Origin of the sequence: Streptomyces xylophagus, from assembly GCF_000716435.1 — a bacterium.
Lineage (GTDB): Bacteria > Actinomycetota > Actinomycetes > Streptomycetales > Streptomycetaceae > Streptomyces > Streptomyces xylophagus.
On the sequence record NZ_JNWO01000011.1, the window covers coordinates 56130 to 72890 of the forward strand.

At 69.5% G+C, this 16761-nt stretch carries 15 protein-coding genes; 7 read left to right on the forward strand and 8 right to left on the reverse strand.

Annotation, left to right across the window (positions count from 1 at the left end; translation table 11 throughout):
• Positions 1 to 63: 63 nt before the first annotated feature.
• The 3 genes from OO70_RS25040 to aspS form a co-directional block, all read right to left on the reverse strand.
• Entirely contained in the window at positions 64 to 447 is a 384-nt protein-coding gene (locus OO70_RS25040; protein ID WP_043675770.1) for a hypothetical protein, read from the reverse strand.
• 202 nt (positions 448 to 649) lie between these two features.
• A complete protein-coding gene (locus OO70_RS25045) occupies positions 650 to 1615 on the reverse strand; it encodes an intradiol ring-cleavage dioxygenase (protein ID WP_051741587.1) in 966 nt (321 codons plus the stop codon).
• Between the two features lie 122 nt (positions 1616 to 1737).
• Entirely contained in the window at positions 1738 to 3501 is a 1764-nt protein-coding gene (gene aspS / locus OO70_RS25050; protein WP_043675773.1) for an aspartate--tRNA ligase, read from the reverse strand.
• Between the two features lie 165 nt (positions 3502 to 3666).
• Here aspS and OO70_RS25055 point away from each other — a divergent pair, with 165 nt between their 5' ends.
• Positions 3667 to 5841, forward strand: coding sequence for an ATP-binding SpoIIE family protein phosphatase (locus tag OO70_RS25055; protein ID WP_043675776.1), 2175 nt, complete (start codon positions 3667 to 3669; stop codon positions 5839 to 5841).
• Here the strand turns inward: OO70_RS25055 and OO70_RS25060 are convergent.
• From OO70_RS25060 to OO70_RS25075, 4 genes are all read right to left on the reverse strand, one after another.
• Positions 5763 to 6857 carry an AI-2E family transporter gene (locus OO70_RS25060; protein ID WP_043675777.1) on the reverse strand — a complete coding sequence of 365 codons (1095 nt, stop codon included), beginning with the start codon at positions 6855 to 6857 and terminating at the stop codon, positions 5763 to 5765. The two genes, OO70_RS25055 and OO70_RS25060, sit on opposite strands and share 79 nt — an antisense overlap.
• Positions 6858 to 6939: 82 nt before the next feature.
• Complete coding sequence (locus OO70_RS25065; protein ID WP_043675780.1) at positions 6940 to 7338, reverse strand: peptidase inhibitor family I36 protein; 399 nt, start codon at positions 7336 to 7338, stop codon at positions 6940 to 6942.
• 192 nt (positions 7339 to 7530) lie between these two features.
• Positions 7531 to 8502: a pirin family protein gene (locus OO70_RS25070; RefSeq protein ID WP_078622785.1), complete on the reverse strand. Its 972-nt coding sequence runs from the start codon at positions 8500 to 8502 to the stop codon at positions 7531 to 7533.
• Between the two features lie 110 nt (positions 8503 to 8612).
• On the reverse strand, positions 8613 to 9086 hold the full coding sequence (locus OO70_RS25075) for an SseB family protein (protein WP_019073480.1): 474 nt from the start codon (positions 9084 to 9086) through the stop codon (positions 8613 to 8615).
• Between the two features lie 137 nt (positions 9087 to 9223).
• Here OO70_RS25075 and OO70_RS25080 point away from each other — a divergent pair, with 137 nt between their 5' ends.
• The 5 genes from OO70_RS25080 (at position 9224) to OO70_RS55430 (ending at position 14262) form a co-directional block, all read left to right on the forward strand.
• Positions 9224 to 11065 (forward strand): acyl-CoA dehydrogenase, encoded by a 1842-nt coding sequence (locus OO70_RS25080; RefSeq protein ID WP_043675783.1) that lies wholly within the window; start codon positions 9224 to 9226, stop codon positions 11063 to 11065.
• 121 nt (positions 11066 to 11186) lie between these two features.
• Positions 11187 to 12482 carry a M18 family aminopeptidase gene (locus OO70_RS25085; RefSeq protein WP_043675786.1) on the forward strand — a complete coding sequence of 432 codons (1296 nt, stop codon included), beginning with the start codon at positions 11187 to 11189 and terminating at the stop codon, positions 12480 to 12482.
• Between the two features lie 87 nt (positions 12483 to 12569).
• Positions 12570 to 12797, forward strand: coding sequence for a DUF6458 family protein (locus tag OO70_RS25090; protein ID WP_043675789.1), 228 nt, complete (start codon positions 12570 to 12572; stop codon positions 12795 to 12797).
• Between the two features lie 187 nt (positions 12798 to 12984).
• Positions 12985 to 14043, forward strand: coding sequence for a glycosyltransferase family 2 protein (locus tag OO70_RS25095; protein ID WP_043676279.1), 1059 nt, complete (start codon positions 12985 to 12987; stop codon positions 14041 to 14043).
• A gap of 54 nt (positions 14044 to 14097) precedes the next feature.
• Positions 14098 to 14262, forward strand: coding sequence for a hypothetical protein (locus OO70_RS55430; protein WP_019055237.1), 165 nt, complete (start codon positions 14098 to 14100; stop codon positions 14260 to 14262).
• Between the two features lie 23 nt (positions 14263 to 14285).
• Here OO70_RS55430 and OO70_RS25100 read toward each other — a convergent pair whose 3' ends face one another.
• On the reverse strand, positions 14286 to 16154 hold the full coding sequence (locus OO70_RS25100) for an NHL domain-containing thioredoxin family protein (protein WP_043675792.1): 1869 nt from the start codon (positions 16152 to 16154) through the stop codon (positions 14286 to 14288).
• Between the two features lie 150 nt (positions 16155 to 16304).
• On the opposite strand from OO70_RS25100, the gene OO70_RS25105 reads away from it, so the two are divergent.
• Positions 16305 to 16745 (forward strand): hypothetical protein, encoded by a 441-nt coding sequence (locus OO70_RS25105; RefSeq protein ID WP_043675795.1) that lies wholly within the window; start codon positions 16305 to 16307, stop codon positions 16743 to 16745.
• The last annotated feature ends 16 nt before the right edge of the window (positions 16746 to 16761 follow it).

The following is a 16761-nucleotide window of genomic DNA, read 5'->3' on the forward strand; positions in this document are numbered from 1 at the left end:
TCGCCCCGGCCACCGCACGGCCCGAGCCCAGACTCCGGGCCGGTATCCCCGCTCTCCGCTCGTCTACGCGGCCGAGTCCGCCAGCTCCACCCCTCGCCCCAGCGCCGCACGCGCCGTAGCGATATGAGCGAGGCCCTCCTGGGCGAACCGGGTCGCCTGGGCGTATTCGTTCGCGGTGTGGGCCGCGGTCAGCTGGGCCCCGGCGGCCCGGTGGCACTCGGCGGCAGCCGTCAGCGCGCGCGTAGCGATCTCGTCGGCGCCCGCCCAGATCCTCGCCTCGGGGACGGACAGGCTCGCGCCGAGCCGCAGTACCCAGCCGCTGGCCTCGACCTCCGCGTCCAGGTCGGACAGGTCGGACCCGCCCCGCGCCCCGTGCGCGCGCCGCAGGAGGACGACGGCGAACGCCGCCCCGACGATCAACAGCAGTGCGAGCACGATGTATCCCATCGCTTCCTCCCGGCGTTCCCATGGTCCATGAGGCCGGGGGGGTCCGACCTCGTACGTCCATGACACGCCCTGCCTCTGTGCAGGCACATCGATATTCCTGTGTGTCCGCTGCGAGGTTTCCATGGCGGGGGGCCGGTGGGACGTACGAGGTCGGTGGGAACCGGTGCGAGCCGGTGTCAGTCCGTGCGCGTCGCCGTGTCCGTCAGCTTGCCGTCGCCGACGGCGAGGCGGAAGCAGAAGCAGAAGCCGACGGGGCCGGTCCGCCGCCCCCGCCCTCCCCGTCGTTCGTCTCGTCCGGCGCCACCCCGAGCGTCAGATGCCCGTGGACGCCCCGCCCGATGTGCCGCCTGTCGTACTTGAGGTAGAGCAGGCCGCCCTCGTGGCCGTTCTGGGGATAGATGCCGTCCTCGGTGAGCGTCGTACGGGTCGCCGTGTTCGAGACGTACGGCTCCAGTACCGCCGTCGCCAGGACCGACTTCTCGTCGAAGAACAGCTGGCCCGTGTGGCAGGTGTGGCCGCCCTCGTAGCCCGCGTCGGTCCACTCGCCGTCGACGTGGACCTTGACGTGAATGTGGACGCAGCGGCCCTGGTACCAACCCGGGAACACCGTCTTGAAGGTGACGTGTCCGTGGCGGTCGGTGTGCCAGGTGCCGCGCAGGAAGCGGTCGTCGTCGGTGGGTTCCTGGTGGCCGCCGCCGCCACCGGGCGGCGGACCACCCGTCGGGGTGCCGGTCGGGGTGCCCGAGGGCGGCGCGCCCGTGGGGGCCGGGCCGCCACCGCCACCCGCCTCGTAGCCGGAGTAGACGCCCGTCGCGTTGCAGTGCCAGATGTCCACGGCCGCGTTGCGGAGGGGTCTGCAGGTGTCCGCGTCGATCACCTTCAGGTCCAGGGTGAGCGGGATGCCCTCCTGGTCCTCCGTCACGTCGCGGCGGATCTTGTCGGCGTCGATGTAGTACGGGCCCTCGGTCAGCTCGGAGGTGAGCGTGTAGCACGCCTCCCCCGAGGCCGGCGGTGTCCCTTTCGGCGGACGCGGACCGCCGCGCTCCTGCGCCGAGGCGTTCACCGACAGCGCTCCGGCGACACCCACCGCCGTCACCGCCACACCGCCGGCCGCCAGGACCGTACGACGTGCCAACCGGCCCTTGTCCTCGGGGACTTCAGAATCCATGGGGGGTACTGGGGAATCCGTCATGCCCGGGACGCTAGGGGCACCCAACATGACATGAACATGAGAATGCGCTGTGAATCCTGTGCGCAAGCGAGAGGGGCTCGGCTCCCGCCAAACGCGTACTACTTCGGCTGCGGCTTCCGCACCGAGATGTGCAGCTCCCGAAGCCGCGTCTCGTCCAGCTCCGTCGGCGCGCCCATCATCAGGTCCTGGGCGTTGCCGTTGAGCGGGAAGGAGATCGTCTCGCGGATGTTCGGCTCGTCCGCGAGCAGCATGACGATGCGGTCGACGCCGGGGGCGATCCCGCCGTGCGGCGGGGCGCCGAAGCGGAATGCGCGCAGCATGCCGGCGAACTGCTCCTCGACGGTCTCACGGTCGTAGCCCGCGATCTCGAAGGCCTTGAGCATGATGTCGGGCTCGTGGTTCCGGATCGCGCCGGAGGACAGCTCGACGCCGTTGCAGACGATGTCGTACTGCCAGCCCAGGATGTCCAGCGGGTCCTGGGTCTCCAGGGCCTCCAGGCCGCCCTGGGGCATCGAGAACGGGTTGTGCGAGAAGTCGATCTTCCCGGTCTCCTCGTCCTTCTCGTACATCGGGAAGTCGACGATCCAGCAGAAGCGGAAGACACCTTCCTCGAAGTGACCGGCTCGCTTGGCGGCCTCGACGCGGACCGCGCCCATGATCTTCGAGACCTCTTCGAACTCGCCCGCTCCGAAGAACACGGCGTGACCGGCGGCCAGCGACAGGCGCTTGGTCAGCTCGGCGACGTTCTCCTCCGTGAGGAACTTCGCGATCGGGCCCGTCAGCGAGCCGTCCTCGGTCACGCGGACCCAGGCCAGGCCCTTCGCGCCGAGGGTGACCGCGAAGTCGCCGAGCTGGTCGAAGAACTTGCGGGACTGCGACGCTACGTCCGGCACCGCCAGCGCGCGCACGTGCTTGCCGGCGAACGCCTTGAACTCGGAGCCCTCGAACACGTCGGTGATGTCGACGAGTTCGAGCTTGGCGCGCAGGTCCGGCTTGTCGGAGCCGTACTTCACCATCGACTCGCGGAACGGGATGCGCGGGAAGGGGGAGGTGACCTCCTGGCCGCCGCCGAACTCCGTGAACAGCTCGGTCATGAGCTTCTCGATCGGCTGGAAGACGTCTTCCTGCTCCACGAAGCTCATCTCGACGTCGAGCTGGTAGAACTCGCCCGGCGAGCGGTCCGCGCGGGCGTCCTCGTCGCGGAAGCAGGGCGCGATCTGGAAGTAGCGGTCGAAGCCGGAGATCATCAGCAGCTGCTTGAACTGCTGCGGCGCCTGCGGAAGGGCGTAGAACTTGCCCGGGTTCAGGCGGGACGGGACCACGAAGTCGCGCGCGCCCTCGGGGGAGGTCGCGGACAGGATCGGGGTCGCCATCTCGTTGAAGCCGAGGGCGACCATCTTCGAGCGGATCGAGGCGATCACCGACGACCGCAGCATGATGTTGCGGTGCATGCGCTCGCGGCGCAGGTCCAGGAAGCGGTACTCCAGACGCCGCTCCTCGTTGACCCCGTCCTCGGTGTTGATCGTGAAGGGGAGCGGGGCGGCGGCGCCGAGCAGCTCGACCTCGCCGACCTCGACCTCGACCTCGCCGGTCGGCAGATCCGGGTTCACGTTGTCGGCGCCGCGAGAGACGACCTTGCCGTCTACGCGGACCGTCGACTCCTTGGTGACCTTGTCGAGGGCCTCGTACGCGGGCGTGCCGGGGCGGGCGACGAGCTGCGTGATGCCGTAGTGATCGCGCAGATCGATGAAGAGGATGCCGCCCAGGTCGCGCCGATTGTGCAGCCAGCCACTCAGCCGGACGTCGGTGCCGACGTCAGAGGCGCGGAGCTCGCCGCAGGTGTGGGACCTGTACCGATGCATCGTCGTTCATCCAGCCTTCGCGGATCGGGGAGTGTTTCACGTGAAACGTCCAGGGCCGGAGCCCGGACCTCCCAAGGGTACCGGCCACCCATAGATCGCCTCCCCACCATTAACTCGTGACTCCATCGGTGGCACTTATCGATCTCCTCTTCTTAGAGTGGGGCAATGCGCACTGGTGAGCCCCTGCCCGCCGTGGGGGAGGTACTCGCCGCCCTCGCGACCGGACTGTGGCATTGGGACACCGCTACGGAGCTGGTCACGGTGGACGCCGAGGCCGCACGGCTGCTCGGGCTGCCCGCCGAGCCGACCACCCTCACGGAGGCCCAGACCCGGGCCAGACTCCACCCCGTCGACTGGAACGAGATCGCCGGGGTCGTCGGCCTTGCCGTCGCCGAGGACACCCTCGCCGAGGTCCGTGTCCGGATCATGGACGAGCGGGGCCGGGTGATCCGTACCGTCCGCAGCCGTTCCAAGCCGTCGTACGACCCCAAGAGCCGGTCGTTCGAGCTGATCGGCACCCTCCAGGAGGTCGCCGAACCCACGCCGGGTACGCCCGCCGGGCGGACGGCGGTCACCGGTGACTGGCGGCGCTCCCGGGAGGCGTTCCTGCTGGACGCGGGCCGGGCGCTCGCGGAGGCGCGGTCCACGGCGGAGGTGCTGCGGGTCGCGGCGGGCCTGTCGATGCCGGGCTTCTCACCGGACGGCCTGGCCGTGTTCGGGGTGCAGGGCGACCGGCTCACGATCATCGGGCACCACGGGCATCAGCCGGGCGACGAGGACCCGTTCTCGCACATGTCCCTGGTGACGGACTACCCGGCCGCCGAGGTCGTACGGACGGGCCGTGCCGTCTATCTGTCCACGCCCGAGCAGTACAAGGAGCGCTACCCGGTCACCTGGCCGCTCGCCCAGCGCTTCCACCGGCAGTCCTGGGCGTTCCTGCCGCTGACCGTCGCCGGACGCACCATGGGCGCCTGGATGGCCGGCTTCACCTACCCGGTCGCCTTCACACCGGACGAGCGGTCCGTCCTCACCACGGTGGCCCGGATGCTCGCGCAGGCCCTGTCCCGAGCCGGTGTCGCCGAGTCCGAGCGGGAACTGACCGACGGACTCCAGCGCTCGATGCTGCCCACGCTGGGCCCGGAGATCCCGGGCATGAGCGTCGCCGCCCGCTACATCCCGACGGGCGGCGGCCTCCAGGTCGGCGGCGACTGGTACGACATGATCCCGCTGCCCAACGGCAGGATCGCGCTCGTCATCGGGGACGTGCAGGGTCATGACGTGCGCGCCGCCGGGCTGATGGGCCAGCTCCGGATCGCCCTGCGTGCCTACGCCTCCGAGGGCCACCGGCCCGACGCGGTGCTCTCGCGCGCCTCCCGTTTCCTGCACGGGATCACCAACGGCAACTTGGAGACGGCCGACCCGCGCTTCGCGACCTGCCTGTACGTCGAGGCCGATCCGGCGACCGGCGTCCTGGAGATCGCCCGCGCCGGCCATCCCGACCCCGCGATACGCATGGCGGACGGGACGGTGCTGATGCGGCCCACGGCGGGCGGACTGCCGCTCGGCATCGACCCGGACGCCGACTATCCGACGACCACGCTCGCCCTGGAGTCCGGCGAGACCATGCTGATCTGCACCGACGGGCTGATCGAGACCGGCGGCCACGACCTCGAGACGGGCTGGCTGCGCATCCGGACGATCCTGGAGGAGCACAAGGGCGACCTGGAGGAACTGGCCGACGCGCTCGTGCAGGCCGTCCACGGGCCCTCCTCGCACCACACCACCGGCCCGCTCGCGGACCGCCGCGAGGACGACATCGCCGTACTGCTGCTGTCCCGGGAGGGCGAGAGCTGCGGCTGCGGCGACACGACGACCGTGCCACCGAGGATCCGCCGCACGGTGCTCACGGTCGCGCAGGCCGAGCCCGAGCGGATCGCGGTGGCCCGGCAGCAGCTGCGCGAACTCCTCCACGACTGGACCGGCGCCGACCAGGTCGACTCCGCGGTCCTCCTCGTCTCCGAGATGCTCACCAACGTCCTCGTGCACACCGACGCCGACGCCCTGCTGACCGCCGAGGTGGCCGGCGAGGTGGGCGAGCGGCGGATGCGCGTCGAGGTCACGGACGCCGGCGACGACCTCCCGCACAAGCGGCACCCCGGCGAACTGGCGTCCTCCGGGCGCGGGTTGCTCCTGATCGAACTGCTCGCCGAGACCTGGGGCGTGGACCCGAGGGGCGAGGGCAAGAGCATCTGGTTCGAGCTCTACGAGTCCGACGGCGCGGGGGACGGGGCCGGGGACACCCCGGGCGAGGGCCCGGAGTTCGGGTCCTGGGACGCGTAGCGCTCCCGCAGTTCGTGCACGACACCGAAGACGGCCGCGGTCAGCGGTACCGCGAGGAGCATGCCGAGGATGCCGGCCACGGAGGCGCCCGCGGTGATCGCGATCATCACGACCGCCGGGTGCATCTGGACGGTCCGGCTCTGGATCATCGGCTGGAGGACGTGTCCTTCCAGGACTTGCACGGCGAGTACGACCCCGAGGGCCCACAGGGCGATGACGACACCCCGGTCGGCGAGCGCGACCAGTACGGCGACGGCGCCGGAGAGGAAGGCGCCGAGGTAGGGGATGTAGGCGCCGACGAAGACGAGCGCGGCCAGGCCGAACGCCCCCGGCACGTCCAGGACGAGCAGTCCGATGCCGATGCAGAGGGCGTCGATGAGGGCGATGACGGTGGTCCCGCGCATGAAGCCCTCGACGCCCTCGAAGGCACGGCGGGCCATGGCCTCGACGAGGTCGGCGGTGCCGTGCGGGGCGAGTGAGCGCAACAGTCCCGTGGCCAGGTGGGAGTCGCGCAGGAAGAAGAAGACGAGCAGCAGCGCGAGGACGGCCATGGCGATGGTCTCGCCGACGACACTGACCCCGCTGATGACGTTCGAGGCGGCCGTCCCGCCGAACTTGGAGAGCAGCTCCTTCGCGTTGGAGGCGAGGTCGTCCAGCGAGGTCCCGGCGGCACCGAAGTGGTCGGAGACGGAGTTCGCCGCGTCCTTGAGCGAGGACACGATCTGATCCCCGGTGTCGATCAGCGCGGCGACCACGATGTACACGGCCCCGCCGACCACGGCGACGACCGCGACACAGGTGATCCCGGCGGCCACCGACCGGTTGACCTTCGCCTTCACCAGCCGCCGGTAGAGCGGCCCGAGCAGCGCGGTGCCGAGCAGCGCCAGCAGCACGGGCGTCACGGCGGTCCGCAGCTCGGAACAGAGCCGGATCCCGACGTAGCCGACCCCCGAGACGAGCAGGACGACGGCACACCAGGCGGCGAGCCGTCGTACGGGATCGGGGAGGAGCTGCACGGTCCCAGCCGAACACGCATCGGGCGGGCCGTCCTGGCAGGACGGCCCGCCCGGGTGACGGGAGAAGCCCCCTTCCAGGGACTCAGCAGGTGGGGCCGACCGCGTCGATCCTCTTGCCGAAGTTGGTGTCGTAGGCCTGGGCGTAGTCGCCGGAGACGACGGTTCGCTTCTCCTGCGGGTCCCAGTCGATGAAGCACGCGTTGGCGTTGGCCTTGAAGGAGTACACGTGGTCGTGCAGGTTGGACGGCATGTCGCGGTACCCGGAGGCGGGGCTCCACCGCCAGGGGGTGCCCGAGTAGTTCCTGTCGTGCCAGAAGCAGATCTCCCCCGCCCCGCAGTTCTCGTCCGCGCGGTGCCGCGCGGCGCTCGCCGCCTGTTCGGTGGAGGCGGCGGGGGTGCGGGCCTGGGAGGGGTTTGCCGCGCCCGTCAGGGCGAGACAGGTGGCCGCCATGACGACGGCCGTACTCATGCGGATACGCACGGGTGACTTCCTTGCGGTCGATGCCAACGTTCAGCCGGCCTCTTTCCGTGCGCGGCACCTTCATGCCCCAGCCGGGTCCGGGTCACCCGGACGGAGGACCCGGGCCGGCCGCCGACCTGCATGCCAAAAGCCCCGTCCGGACAAGGACGGGGCTTCGGGCATTTCCGTTCCACGAAGGCTTACAACGAAGGCTTACAGACCGCCCTCGCCCATTCCGTGCACGGCGGGGATCGTCCCCAGCCGGCCCTTCTGGAAGTCCTCGAAGGCCTGCTGGAGTTCCTCGCGGGTGTTCATGACGAACGGGCCGTAGTGGGCCATCGGCTCGCGGATCGGCTGGCCGCCGAGGATGGCAACCTCCAGGTCCGGGGTGTTCCCGTCCTGCTGCTCGTCCGCGCGGACGGTCAGGGACGAACCCGCGCCGAAGACGGCGGTCTGGCCCATGTGGATCGCGCGCCGCTCGGCGCCGACGCTGCCCTTGCCCGCCAGGACGTACGCGACACCGTTGAAGTCCTCGCGCCAGGGCAGGGTGACCTCCGCACCCGGTGCCACCGTCGCGTGGATCATCGTGATCGGCGTGTGCGTGATGCCGGGGCCCTGGTGGCCGTCCAGCTCACCGGCGATGACCCGCAGGAGCGCGCCGCCGTCGGGGGTGGTGAGCAGCTGGACCTGGCCGCCGCGGATGTCCTGGTAGCGCGGGGGCATCATCTTGTCCTTGGCCGGGAGGTTCACCCACAGCTGCAGACCGTGGAAGAGACCGCCGGACACGACCAGCGACTCCGGCGGCGCCTCGATGTGCAGCAGGCCCGCGCCCGCCGTCATCCACTGGGTGTCGCCGTTGGTGATGGTGCCGCCACCGCCGTTGGAGTCCTGGTGGTCGAAGACGCCGTCGATGATGTAGGTGACGGTCTCGAAGCCGCGGTGCGGGTGCCAGGGGGTGCCCTTGGGCTCGCCCGGCGCGTACTCCACCTCGCCCATCTGGTCCATCATGATGAACGGGTCGAGGTGGCGGTAGTTGATCCCGGCGAACGCGCGGCGCACCGGGAAGCCCTCACCCTCGAAACCGCTGGGCGCGGTCGAGACGGCGAGCACGGGACGTGCCACGGCGTCGGCCGGCGCGGCCACGCGGGGCAGGGTCAGCGGGTTCTCTACGGTCACTGCAGGCATGTCGGGACCTCCTTGTGCGTCGAGTTTAGTTGAGCGTTGAACTTTCTGCTACCCCTAACAGCAGAGAGCCCGGAGGGCATTCCCTCCGGGCTCACACAGGGCTGGGACAACTAGCCGTACATCCTGCGCATCGCGAACTCCACCATCTGTTCGACCGCCTTCGCGTCGAACACCATGCGGTGCTCGCCCTCCATGTCGACGACGAAGCCGTAGCCGGTCGGCAGGAGGTCGATGACCTCGGCGCCGGTGATGACGAAGTACTTGGACTCCTTGCCGGCGTACCGGCGCAGTTCCTTGAGCGAGGTGAACATCGGGATCACCGGCTGCTGGGTGTTGTGGAGGGCGAGGAAGCCCGGGTTGTCGCCGCGCGGGCAGTAGACCTTGGAGGTCGCGAAGACCTGCTGGAAGTCCTCGGCGGCCATCTGCCCGGTGGTGAAGGCGCGCACCGCGTCCGCGAGCGAGGGCGGGGACGGCTCGGGGTAGAGGGGAGGCTGCTGGCCGTAGCCGCCCACGCCACCGGCCATCTGCTGCTGGGGCGGGACGTACCCCTGCTGAGCGCCCACGTTCTGGTCGTAGCCGTACATGCGAGCAAGAGTACTGAGTCACAGATGGAGGGCTTGGGGTTGCTTCTTATTACCGACGGGTAGCATCATCGTAGCTACTACTTGGTACACATCTCAGTACGCATCTCGTTGCACACATCTCTTACGGAGTCGTCGCCATGGGGCACTACAAGTCGAATCTCCGCGACATCGAGTTCAACCTCTTCGAGGTCCTCGGGCGCGACAAGCTGTACGGCACCGGTCCGTTCGCGGAGATGGACACGGACACCGCGAAGAGCGTCCTGGAGGAGCTGACCCGGCTCGCGGAGAACGAGCTGGCGGAGTCCTTCGCGGACGCCGACCGCAACCCGCCGGTCTTCGACCCCGAGACGAACACCGCGCCCGTACCGGCGTCCTTCAAGAAGAGCTACAAGGCCTTCATGGAGTCCGAGTACTGGCGGCTGGGACTGCCCGAGGCCATCGGCGGTACGACGGCTCCCCCGTCCCTGATCTGGTCGTACGCGGAGCTGATCCTCGGTGCGAACCCGGCCGTGTGGATGTACTCCTCCGGCCCGGCGTTCGCCGGGATCCTCTACGACGAGGGCAACGACGTACAGAAGAAGATCGCGCAGCTCGCGGTGGAGCGGACCTGGGGTTCGACCATGGTGCTGACCGAGCCCGACGCGGGTTCCGATGTCGGCGCGGGCCGTACGAAGGCGATCCAGCAGGCAGACGGCTCCTGGCACATTGAAGGCGTCAAGCGCTTCATCACGTCCGGTGAGCACGACATGGAGGAGAACATCCTTCACTACGTGCTGGCGCGCCCGGAGGGCCACGGGCCGGGCACCAAGGGGCTGTCCCTCTTCCTCGTGCCGAAGTTCCTCTTCGACGTCGAGACCGGCGAGCTGGGCGAGCGCAACGGCGTCTACGCCACGAACGTCGAGCACAAGATGGGCCTCAAGGCCTCCAACACCTGCGAGATGACCTTCGGCGACCGCCACCCGGCCAAGGGCTGGCTGATCGGCGACAAGCACGACGGCATCCGCCAGATGTTCCGGATCATTGAATTCGCTCGCATGATGGTCGGCACGAAGGCCATCTCGACGCTCTCGACCGGCTACCTCAACGCCCTCGAGTACGCCAAGGAGCGTGTCCAGGGCTCCGACCTCGCGGCCTTCGGCGACAAGGCCGCGCCCAAGGTCACCATCACGCACCACCCGGACGTGCGCCGCTCGCTGATCACGCAGAAGGCGTACGCCGAGGGCATGCGCGCCCTCGTGCTGTACACCGCGTCGATCCAGGACGCGATCGCCGTCAAGGAGGCCAGCGGCGAGGACTCGAAGGCCGAGCACGCGCTCAACGACCTGCTCCTGCCGATCGTCAAGGGCTACGGCTCCGAGAAGGGCTACGAGCAGCTCGCCCAGTCGCTGCAGACCTTCGGCGGCTCCGGGTTCCTCCAGGAGTACCCGATCGAGCAGTACATCCGGGACGCCAAGATCGACACCCTGTACGAGGGCACCACCGCGATCCAGGGCCAGGACTTCTTCTTCCGGAAGATCGTCCGCAACCAGGGCGCGGCCCTCAACTCCCTCGCCGAGGACATCAAGAAGTTCCTCGCGCTGGGGACGGGCGGCGAGGACCTGGCCGGTGCGCGGGAGCACCTCGCCAAGGCCGCCGTCGAGCTGGAGGCCATCGTCGGTCTGATGCTGACCGACCTCACGGCGACCGAGCAGGACGTCAAGAACATCTACAAGGTGGGCCTCAACACCACCCGCCTGCTGCTCGCCTCCGGTGACGTCGTCGTCGGCTACCTGCTGCTCAAGGGTGCCGCGATCGCCGCCGAGAAGCTGGAGGCCGCCTCCACGAAGGCCGTCTCCGCCAAGGATGTGGCCTTCTACACGGGCAAGATCGCGGCTGCGAAGTTCTTCGCGGCCAACGTTCTGCCGGGCGTCACCCTGGCCCGCAAGGTGGCCGAGGGCGTAGAACTGGACCTGATGGAGCTGGACGAGGCTGCCTTCTAGGCGACCGCGGAACACGTTCCAGGACAACACCGGTACAGCTTCGCGAAACCCCACATCGCCCTTGTGAGGGCCCGCTTCCGTCCCCGGGAGCGGGCCCTCGTACGTCGTTAAGGTGAACCCCATGAGCGAACCCTCCCGCTTCGACCGCGGCCACACCGACGATCTGATGCCCTTCCTGGCGGCGAGTCCCACGCCGTACCACGCCGTGGCGAACAGCGCCGAGCGGCTGGAGAAGGCCGGATTCAGGCAGGTCGCCGAGACGGACGCCTGGGACGGGACGACCGGCGGCAAGTACGTGCTGCGCGGTGGCGCGATCGTGGCCTGGTTCGTCCCCGAAGGTGCGGCACCCCACACCCCCTTCCGCATCATCGGCGCGCACACCGACTCCCCGAACCTGCGGGTCAAGCCGCAGCCCGACACCGGTGCGCACGGCTGGCGCCAGGTCGCCGTCGAGATCTACGGCGGGCCGCTCCTCAACTCCTGGCTCGACCGCGACCTCGGCCTCGCCGGCCGGCTGACCCTGCGGGACGGCTCGACCCGCCTGGTGAACGTGGACCGGCCGCTGCTCAGGGTGCCCCAACTCGCCATCCACCTGGACCGTTCCGTGTCGACGGAGGGGCTCAAGCTCGACAAGCAGCGGCACCTCCAGCCGATCTGGGGCCTCGGCGACGACGTCCGCGACGGCGACCTGATCGCCTTCCTGGAAGAGGAGTCGGGACTCGCGCCGGGCGAGGTCACCGGCTGGGACCTGATGACGCACTCCGTGGAGCCGCCCGCCTACCTGGGCCGCGACCAGGAGCTGGTCGCCGGTCCGCGCATGGACAACCTGCTGTCCCTGCACGCCGGCGTGGCCGCGCTCGCCGCCGTCGCCGCCCGCGAGAACGTGCCGTACATCCCCGTACTCGCCGGCTTCGACCACGAGGAGAACGGCTCGCAGTCCGACACCGGCGCCGACGGACCGCTGCTCGGCGGGGTGCTGGAGCGCTCGGTGTTCGCGCGCGGCGGGTCCTACGAGGACCGGGCGCGGGCCTTCGCCGGCACCGTCTGTCTGTCCTCCGACACAGGTCACGCGGTGCACCCCAACTACGCGGAGCGGCACGACCCGACGCACCACCCGCGGGTCAACGGCGGACCGATCCTCAAGGTCAACGTCAACAACCGCTACGCCACGGACGGTTCGGGCCGCGCGGTGTTCGCCGCGGCCTGCGAGAAGGCCGGCGTGCCCTTCCAGTCCTTCGTGTCCAACAACTCCATGCCGTGCGGCACGACGATCGGCCCGATCACCGCGGCCCGGCACGGCATCAAGACCGTCGACATCGGCGTGGCGATCCTCTCCATGCACAGCGTCCGCGAACTCTGCGGCGACCGGGACCCGTTCCTGCTGGCCAACGCGCTGGTCGCGTTCCTGGAGGGCTAGCCAACTCCCGCTTGGCGCATGGGTGTTGCCTTCCCGGGTACCCGGTGGCGGACCGGGCCGACCGGACCGGACAGGGAGGCGACACTCATGGGCCTGGGCGGATGCATCATCCTCATCGCCGTCGGCGCGATCCTCACGTTCGCGACCGACTGGCAGATGCAGGGGGTCAATCTCGACCTGGTCGGCGTGATCCTCATGGTCGTCGGGCTGATCGGCGTCGTGACGTTCGCGAGCATGGCCCGGCGCCGACGCGTGGTGATACCGGGTCAGGCGACCGTCGTCGAGGGCGACGAGACGCGCGGCTACCGCGGCTGATACGGGGGCGTAACCCGCACTCGGACGGAATCGCCCGCACAGGACATCCACAGACAACCGTGAGCAATCCGTGACGCCAGTCGCATTGTGCGGTTGTGTGAACCTAGTGAAGACTTTGTGCAGTTGAGGGCCCGGGGAGAGGCAGCCCCGGGCCCGTCTCATGATCTTCACGAGGGGGGCCGCTGCCGTGCTCGAACCACGGCTGGTGGTCCTCATACCGGCCCACAACGAAGCGGACCGCATCGGCGCCGCGATCGAGGGCCTGTGGCGGCAAACGCGTAAACCCGACCTGATCGTCGTCGTCACCGACAACTGCACCGACGACACCGCCGCCGTGGCCGCCTCGCACGGCGCCGAGGTCTTCGCCACCCACGGCAACACCCACAAGAAGGCCGGCGCCCTCAACCAGGCCATCGACTGGGTCCTGCCCCACCTCGACGAACGTGACCTTCTCCTCGTCCAGGACGCGGACACCGTCCTCAACCCCTGGTTCAGCGAGACCGCGATGGCCACCTTCAACCGTAAGGTCGGCGCCGTCGGCGGAGTCTTCTACGGCGAGCAGGGCGGCGGGCTCCTCGGACTGCTCCAGCGCATGGAGTTCCAGCGCTACGCCTGGGAGTTGAACCGCACCGGCGGCAAGGCCCAGGTCCTCACCGGCACCGGCACGATGTTCCGTGCCCGTGTCCTGCGCGAGGTCCGGGAGGCCCGGCACTCGGGGCTGATCGGCGGCGGCGACGGCTACTACAGCCTCGCCTCGCTCACCGAGGACGACGAGATGACCAAGGCGGTCAAGACCCTCGGCTACCGCGCCATGTCCCCGGCGGGCTGCGCGGTCACCACCGAGGTCATGACCAGCCTCCCCAAACTCTGGCACCAACGCCTGCGCTGGCAGCGCGGCGCCCTGGAGAACCTCCGCGACTACGGCTGGACCAAGGTCACCGCCCGCTACTTCCTCCAGCAGTTCCTGATGGGCTTCGGCGCGCTGTCCTTCCTGGTCTACCTGACCTTCATGGCCACCTACACGACGCTCTACGGCTGGCCCGGCCTCTCCCCGTTCTGGACCGCGATCGGCCTGATCTTCGTGGTCGAGAAGACCGTCTCCGTCCGCCGCGCGGGCCCCCTCGCGGTCCTGGTCGCCGCGCTGATGATCCCCGAGATGCTCTACGACCTCTTCCAGCACGCCGTCTACTTCACCTCGCTGTGGGGGCTGGCCCGCCGCAGCGAGGAGAAGTGGGTGGCCACCTAGCCCCACCCCTCACGCACCGGAACGCTGTAGCGGAACCCTTTAGGAGAAACGTTTATGTACGGAAGAGTTGTCGGCGCCGGCACGACCGGCGCCGGAGGTGCCACGCTGGCCGCGACCGGCCTGTGGCTGAACAGCATGGCGATGATGGTGGCGGCGACCACGCTGGTGGCGGCGGGGATGGCGCTGTACAAGCTGGCGCCGAGGGCGCGTCGCCGATAGGGCGTTGCCGGTGGTCCCCCGTTTCAGGCGTTCTGGTTGTCTCGACCGTCACGGTCGTCCATGCCGGCCAGGACGAGGGGGAGACGGTCCGTCGCGCCCTCGGTGAGGCGGACCGGGACGCCCCAGTCCTGCTGGTGGACGTGGCAGGCGGGGTATTCGTTGGCGGGGTCGTCGTCGCAGGACGCGGCCATCGCGGAGATGTGCAACACGCCTTCCGCCACGGCCGGGTTGAGGGTCAGGGTGCGGTTCAGGTCCGTGCCCTCGCCCTCGCCGCCAACGAGCAGCTCGGGCGGGGTGGCGGAGACGAGCAGCCGGGTCGAGGGGCCGTACCGGGTGTCGAGCTTCTGCCCGGCCGGGGCCTGGAAGATGACGTCCAACTTCAGCTCGCCGGGGGCGACTTCGGTGGCCGCGCGCTGGGTGCGATGGGCGACGGACTCGACGCGCACCGCCTCTTCCGGCAGGCGCAGCCGGGTCAGCCGGTGCCGGGCCGACTCGACGACCAGGATCTCGTCGCCGACGAGCACGGCGTCGCTCGGCTCCCTCAAGTCCGTGGCCAGCGTGGTGACTTCGCCGGTCGCGGGGTCGTAGCGGCGCAGCGCGTGGTTGTACGTGTCGCTGATCGCGACCGAGCCGTCCGGGAGCGCGGTGACGCCCAACGGGTGCTGGAGCAGGGCCTGTTCGGCCGCTCCGTCACGATGCCCGAAGTCGAAGAGGCCGGTGCCGACGGCGGTGTGCACGGCCCCGTCGAGATCCACCCAGCGCAGGGCGGACGTCTCGGAGTCGGCCAGCCAGAGTCGGTCGGGGGTGGCGGCGAGGCCGGAGGGCTGCGCGAACCAGGCCTCGGGGCCGGGGCCGTCGACGAGCCCTTCGTTGGTGGTGCCGGCGGTGACGCCGACGGTGTCGTCGGCGGGATCCGCGGCGGGGTCGTAGGCCCAGAGCTGATGTACACCGGCCATGGCGATCCACACCTTGCCCTGCCACCAGGCCACGTCCCAGGGGGAGGAGAGGCTGACCTCGCGGGCGGGGCCGGACGTGGGCTCGCCCTGCATCCACTGGCGACCGGTACCCGCGAGGGTCGTGACGGTGCCGGTGGTGAGGTCGAGCCGTCGTAGCGCATGGTTCACGGTGTCGGCGACGACGACGGAGCCGTCGTCGAGGAGGGCGAGTCCCTGGGGTTCGTTGAAGGTGGCGGAGTCGGCCGAACCGTCGTGCAGGCCGCGCGCCCCGGAACCGAACCGCCGTACGACGCTCTCCCCGTCCGCCGCCAGCTCGACCAGTTGATGCCGGGTGGTGTCGCTGACCAGGAAGGTCCCGGACGGCAGGGCCAGCGCCTTGCCCGGGAAGCGGAGCACCGTAGGCTCCGGCTCCGGTGCCACGTACGGCCCGTCCCCGCGCCGGAGCGTGCCCTTCGCCGCGTGCTCGGTCTCCAGCTCCGTCACCAGGCGCTCGATGGCGTGCGCGTGCCCTTCGCCCGCGTGCTGCGCGACGACGTACCCCTCCGGGTCGATGACGACGAGCGTCGGCCAGGCCCGCACCGCGTACTGCTTCCAGGTGGCCAGCTCCGGGTCGTCCAGCACCGGGTGCTCGACGCCGTACCGCTCGACCGCGTCCACGACCGCCTGGTGCTCGGCCTCGTGCACGAACTTGGGCGAGTGCACCCCGATGATCACGACGGTGTCCCGGTGCTTCTCCTCAAGCTCACGGAGTTCGTCGAGGACGTGCAGGCAGTTGATGCAGCAGAAGGTCCAGAAGTCCAGGATGACGATGCGTCCCCGCAGGTCGGCGAGGGTGTACTGCTTGCCGCCCGTGTTCAGCCAGCCGCCCTTGCCGGTGAGCTGGGGGGCGCGGACACGGGCGCGTCGGGAGGTCCGGGGCGAGGATGCATCGGTCATGAATCAAGAGTGCCACCCGCCACTGACAGTATCGATTCGCGTGGATCGATGACGACCACGCCAGGGGTACCGGAAGCTCAACTCCCAGCGCTGTGCATGAGGTTGCATGTCATCTGGACGAGTAGATCCGAATTGACGGTGGGGTGAGCTATGGGAGCGGTCGAAAGGCTCTGGAAGGCCGGGGAGATGCCGCTTCGGGACGGGCTGTACCGGCCGGACGACACCGGCTTGGAGTTGCATGTCGACGGCCCGGGGGCGTACCACCCGGATGCCGGGCAGCCGATTCCCTTTCGTATCGGGAGGCCGTTTGATGTGGCCCAAGCCCTTGAGGAATACGACACGGATGAGGTGACCACCAATTTCGAGGGACCGTTGCCGGACGGATCAGGATGGATGTCCGGTGGAGGCGGCGGAATGGGCAACATCGGCTATCTCGCCCGTCTCAACGCCGACTCCTCGTTGCGGTGGGTCGCCGTCATGTTTCGTTCCAACCCGTTCGTCGGTGTGCGCTACGAGGACATGCGCGCCACTTTCACCAACGACTGGGGGAACTTGCTGATCCTTGACCTGATGCCCCCTGCGCTTGGCTGATCGTGTCGCGTGCACG

Excerpts from the sequence above, each read along its gene's own strand:
- OO70_RS25040 (WP_043675770.1), bottom strand. The coding sequence starts at position 447 with ATGGGATACATCGTGCTCGCACTGCTGTTGATCGTCGGGGCGGCGTTC.
- OO70_RS25045 (WP_051741587.1), bottom strand. The coding sequence starts at position 1,615 with ATGGATTCTGAAGTCCCCGAGGACAAGGGCCGGTTGGCACGTCGTACG.
- aspS (WP_043675773.1), bottom strand. The coding sequence starts at position 3,501 with ATGCATCGGTACAGGTCCCACACCTGCGGCGAGCTCCGCGCCTCTGAC.
- OO70_RS25055 (WP_043675776.1), top strand. The coding sequence starts at position 3,667 with ATGCGCACTGGTGAGCCCCTGCCCGCCGTGGGGGAGGTACTCGCCGCC.
- OO70_RS25070 (WP_078622785.1), bottom strand. The coding sequence starts at position 8,502 with ATGCCTGCAGTGACCGTAGAGAACCCGCTGACCCTGCCCCGCGTGGCC.
- OO70_RS25075 (WP_019073480.1), bottom strand. The coding sequence starts at position 9,086 with ATGTACGGCTACGACCAGAACGTGGGCGCTCAGCAGGGGTACGTCCCG.
- OO70_RS25080 (WP_043675783.1), top strand. The coding sequence starts at position 9,224 with ATGGGGCACTACAAGTCGAATCTCCGCGACATCGAGTTCAACCTCTTC.
- OO70_RS25085 (WP_043675786.1), top strand. The coding sequence starts at position 11,187 with ATGAGCGAACCCTCCCGCTTCGACCGCGGCCACACCGACGATCTGATG.
- OO70_RS25090 (WP_043675789.1), top strand. The coding sequence starts at position 12,570 with ATGGGCCTGGGCGGATGCATCATCCTCATCGCCGTCGGCGCGATCCTC.
- OO70_RS55430 (WP_019055237.1), top strand. The coding sequence starts at position 14,098 with ATGTACGGAAGAGTTGTCGGCGCCGGCACGACCGGCGCCGGAGGTGCC.
- OO70_RS25100 (WP_043675792.1), bottom strand. The coding sequence starts at position 16,154 with ATGACCGATGCATCCTCGCCCCGGACCTCCCGACGCGCCCGTGTCCGC.
- OO70_RS25105 (WP_043675795.1), top strand. The coding sequence starts at position 16,305 with ATGGGAGCGGTCGAAAGGCTCTGGAAGGCCGGGGAGATGCCGCTTCGG.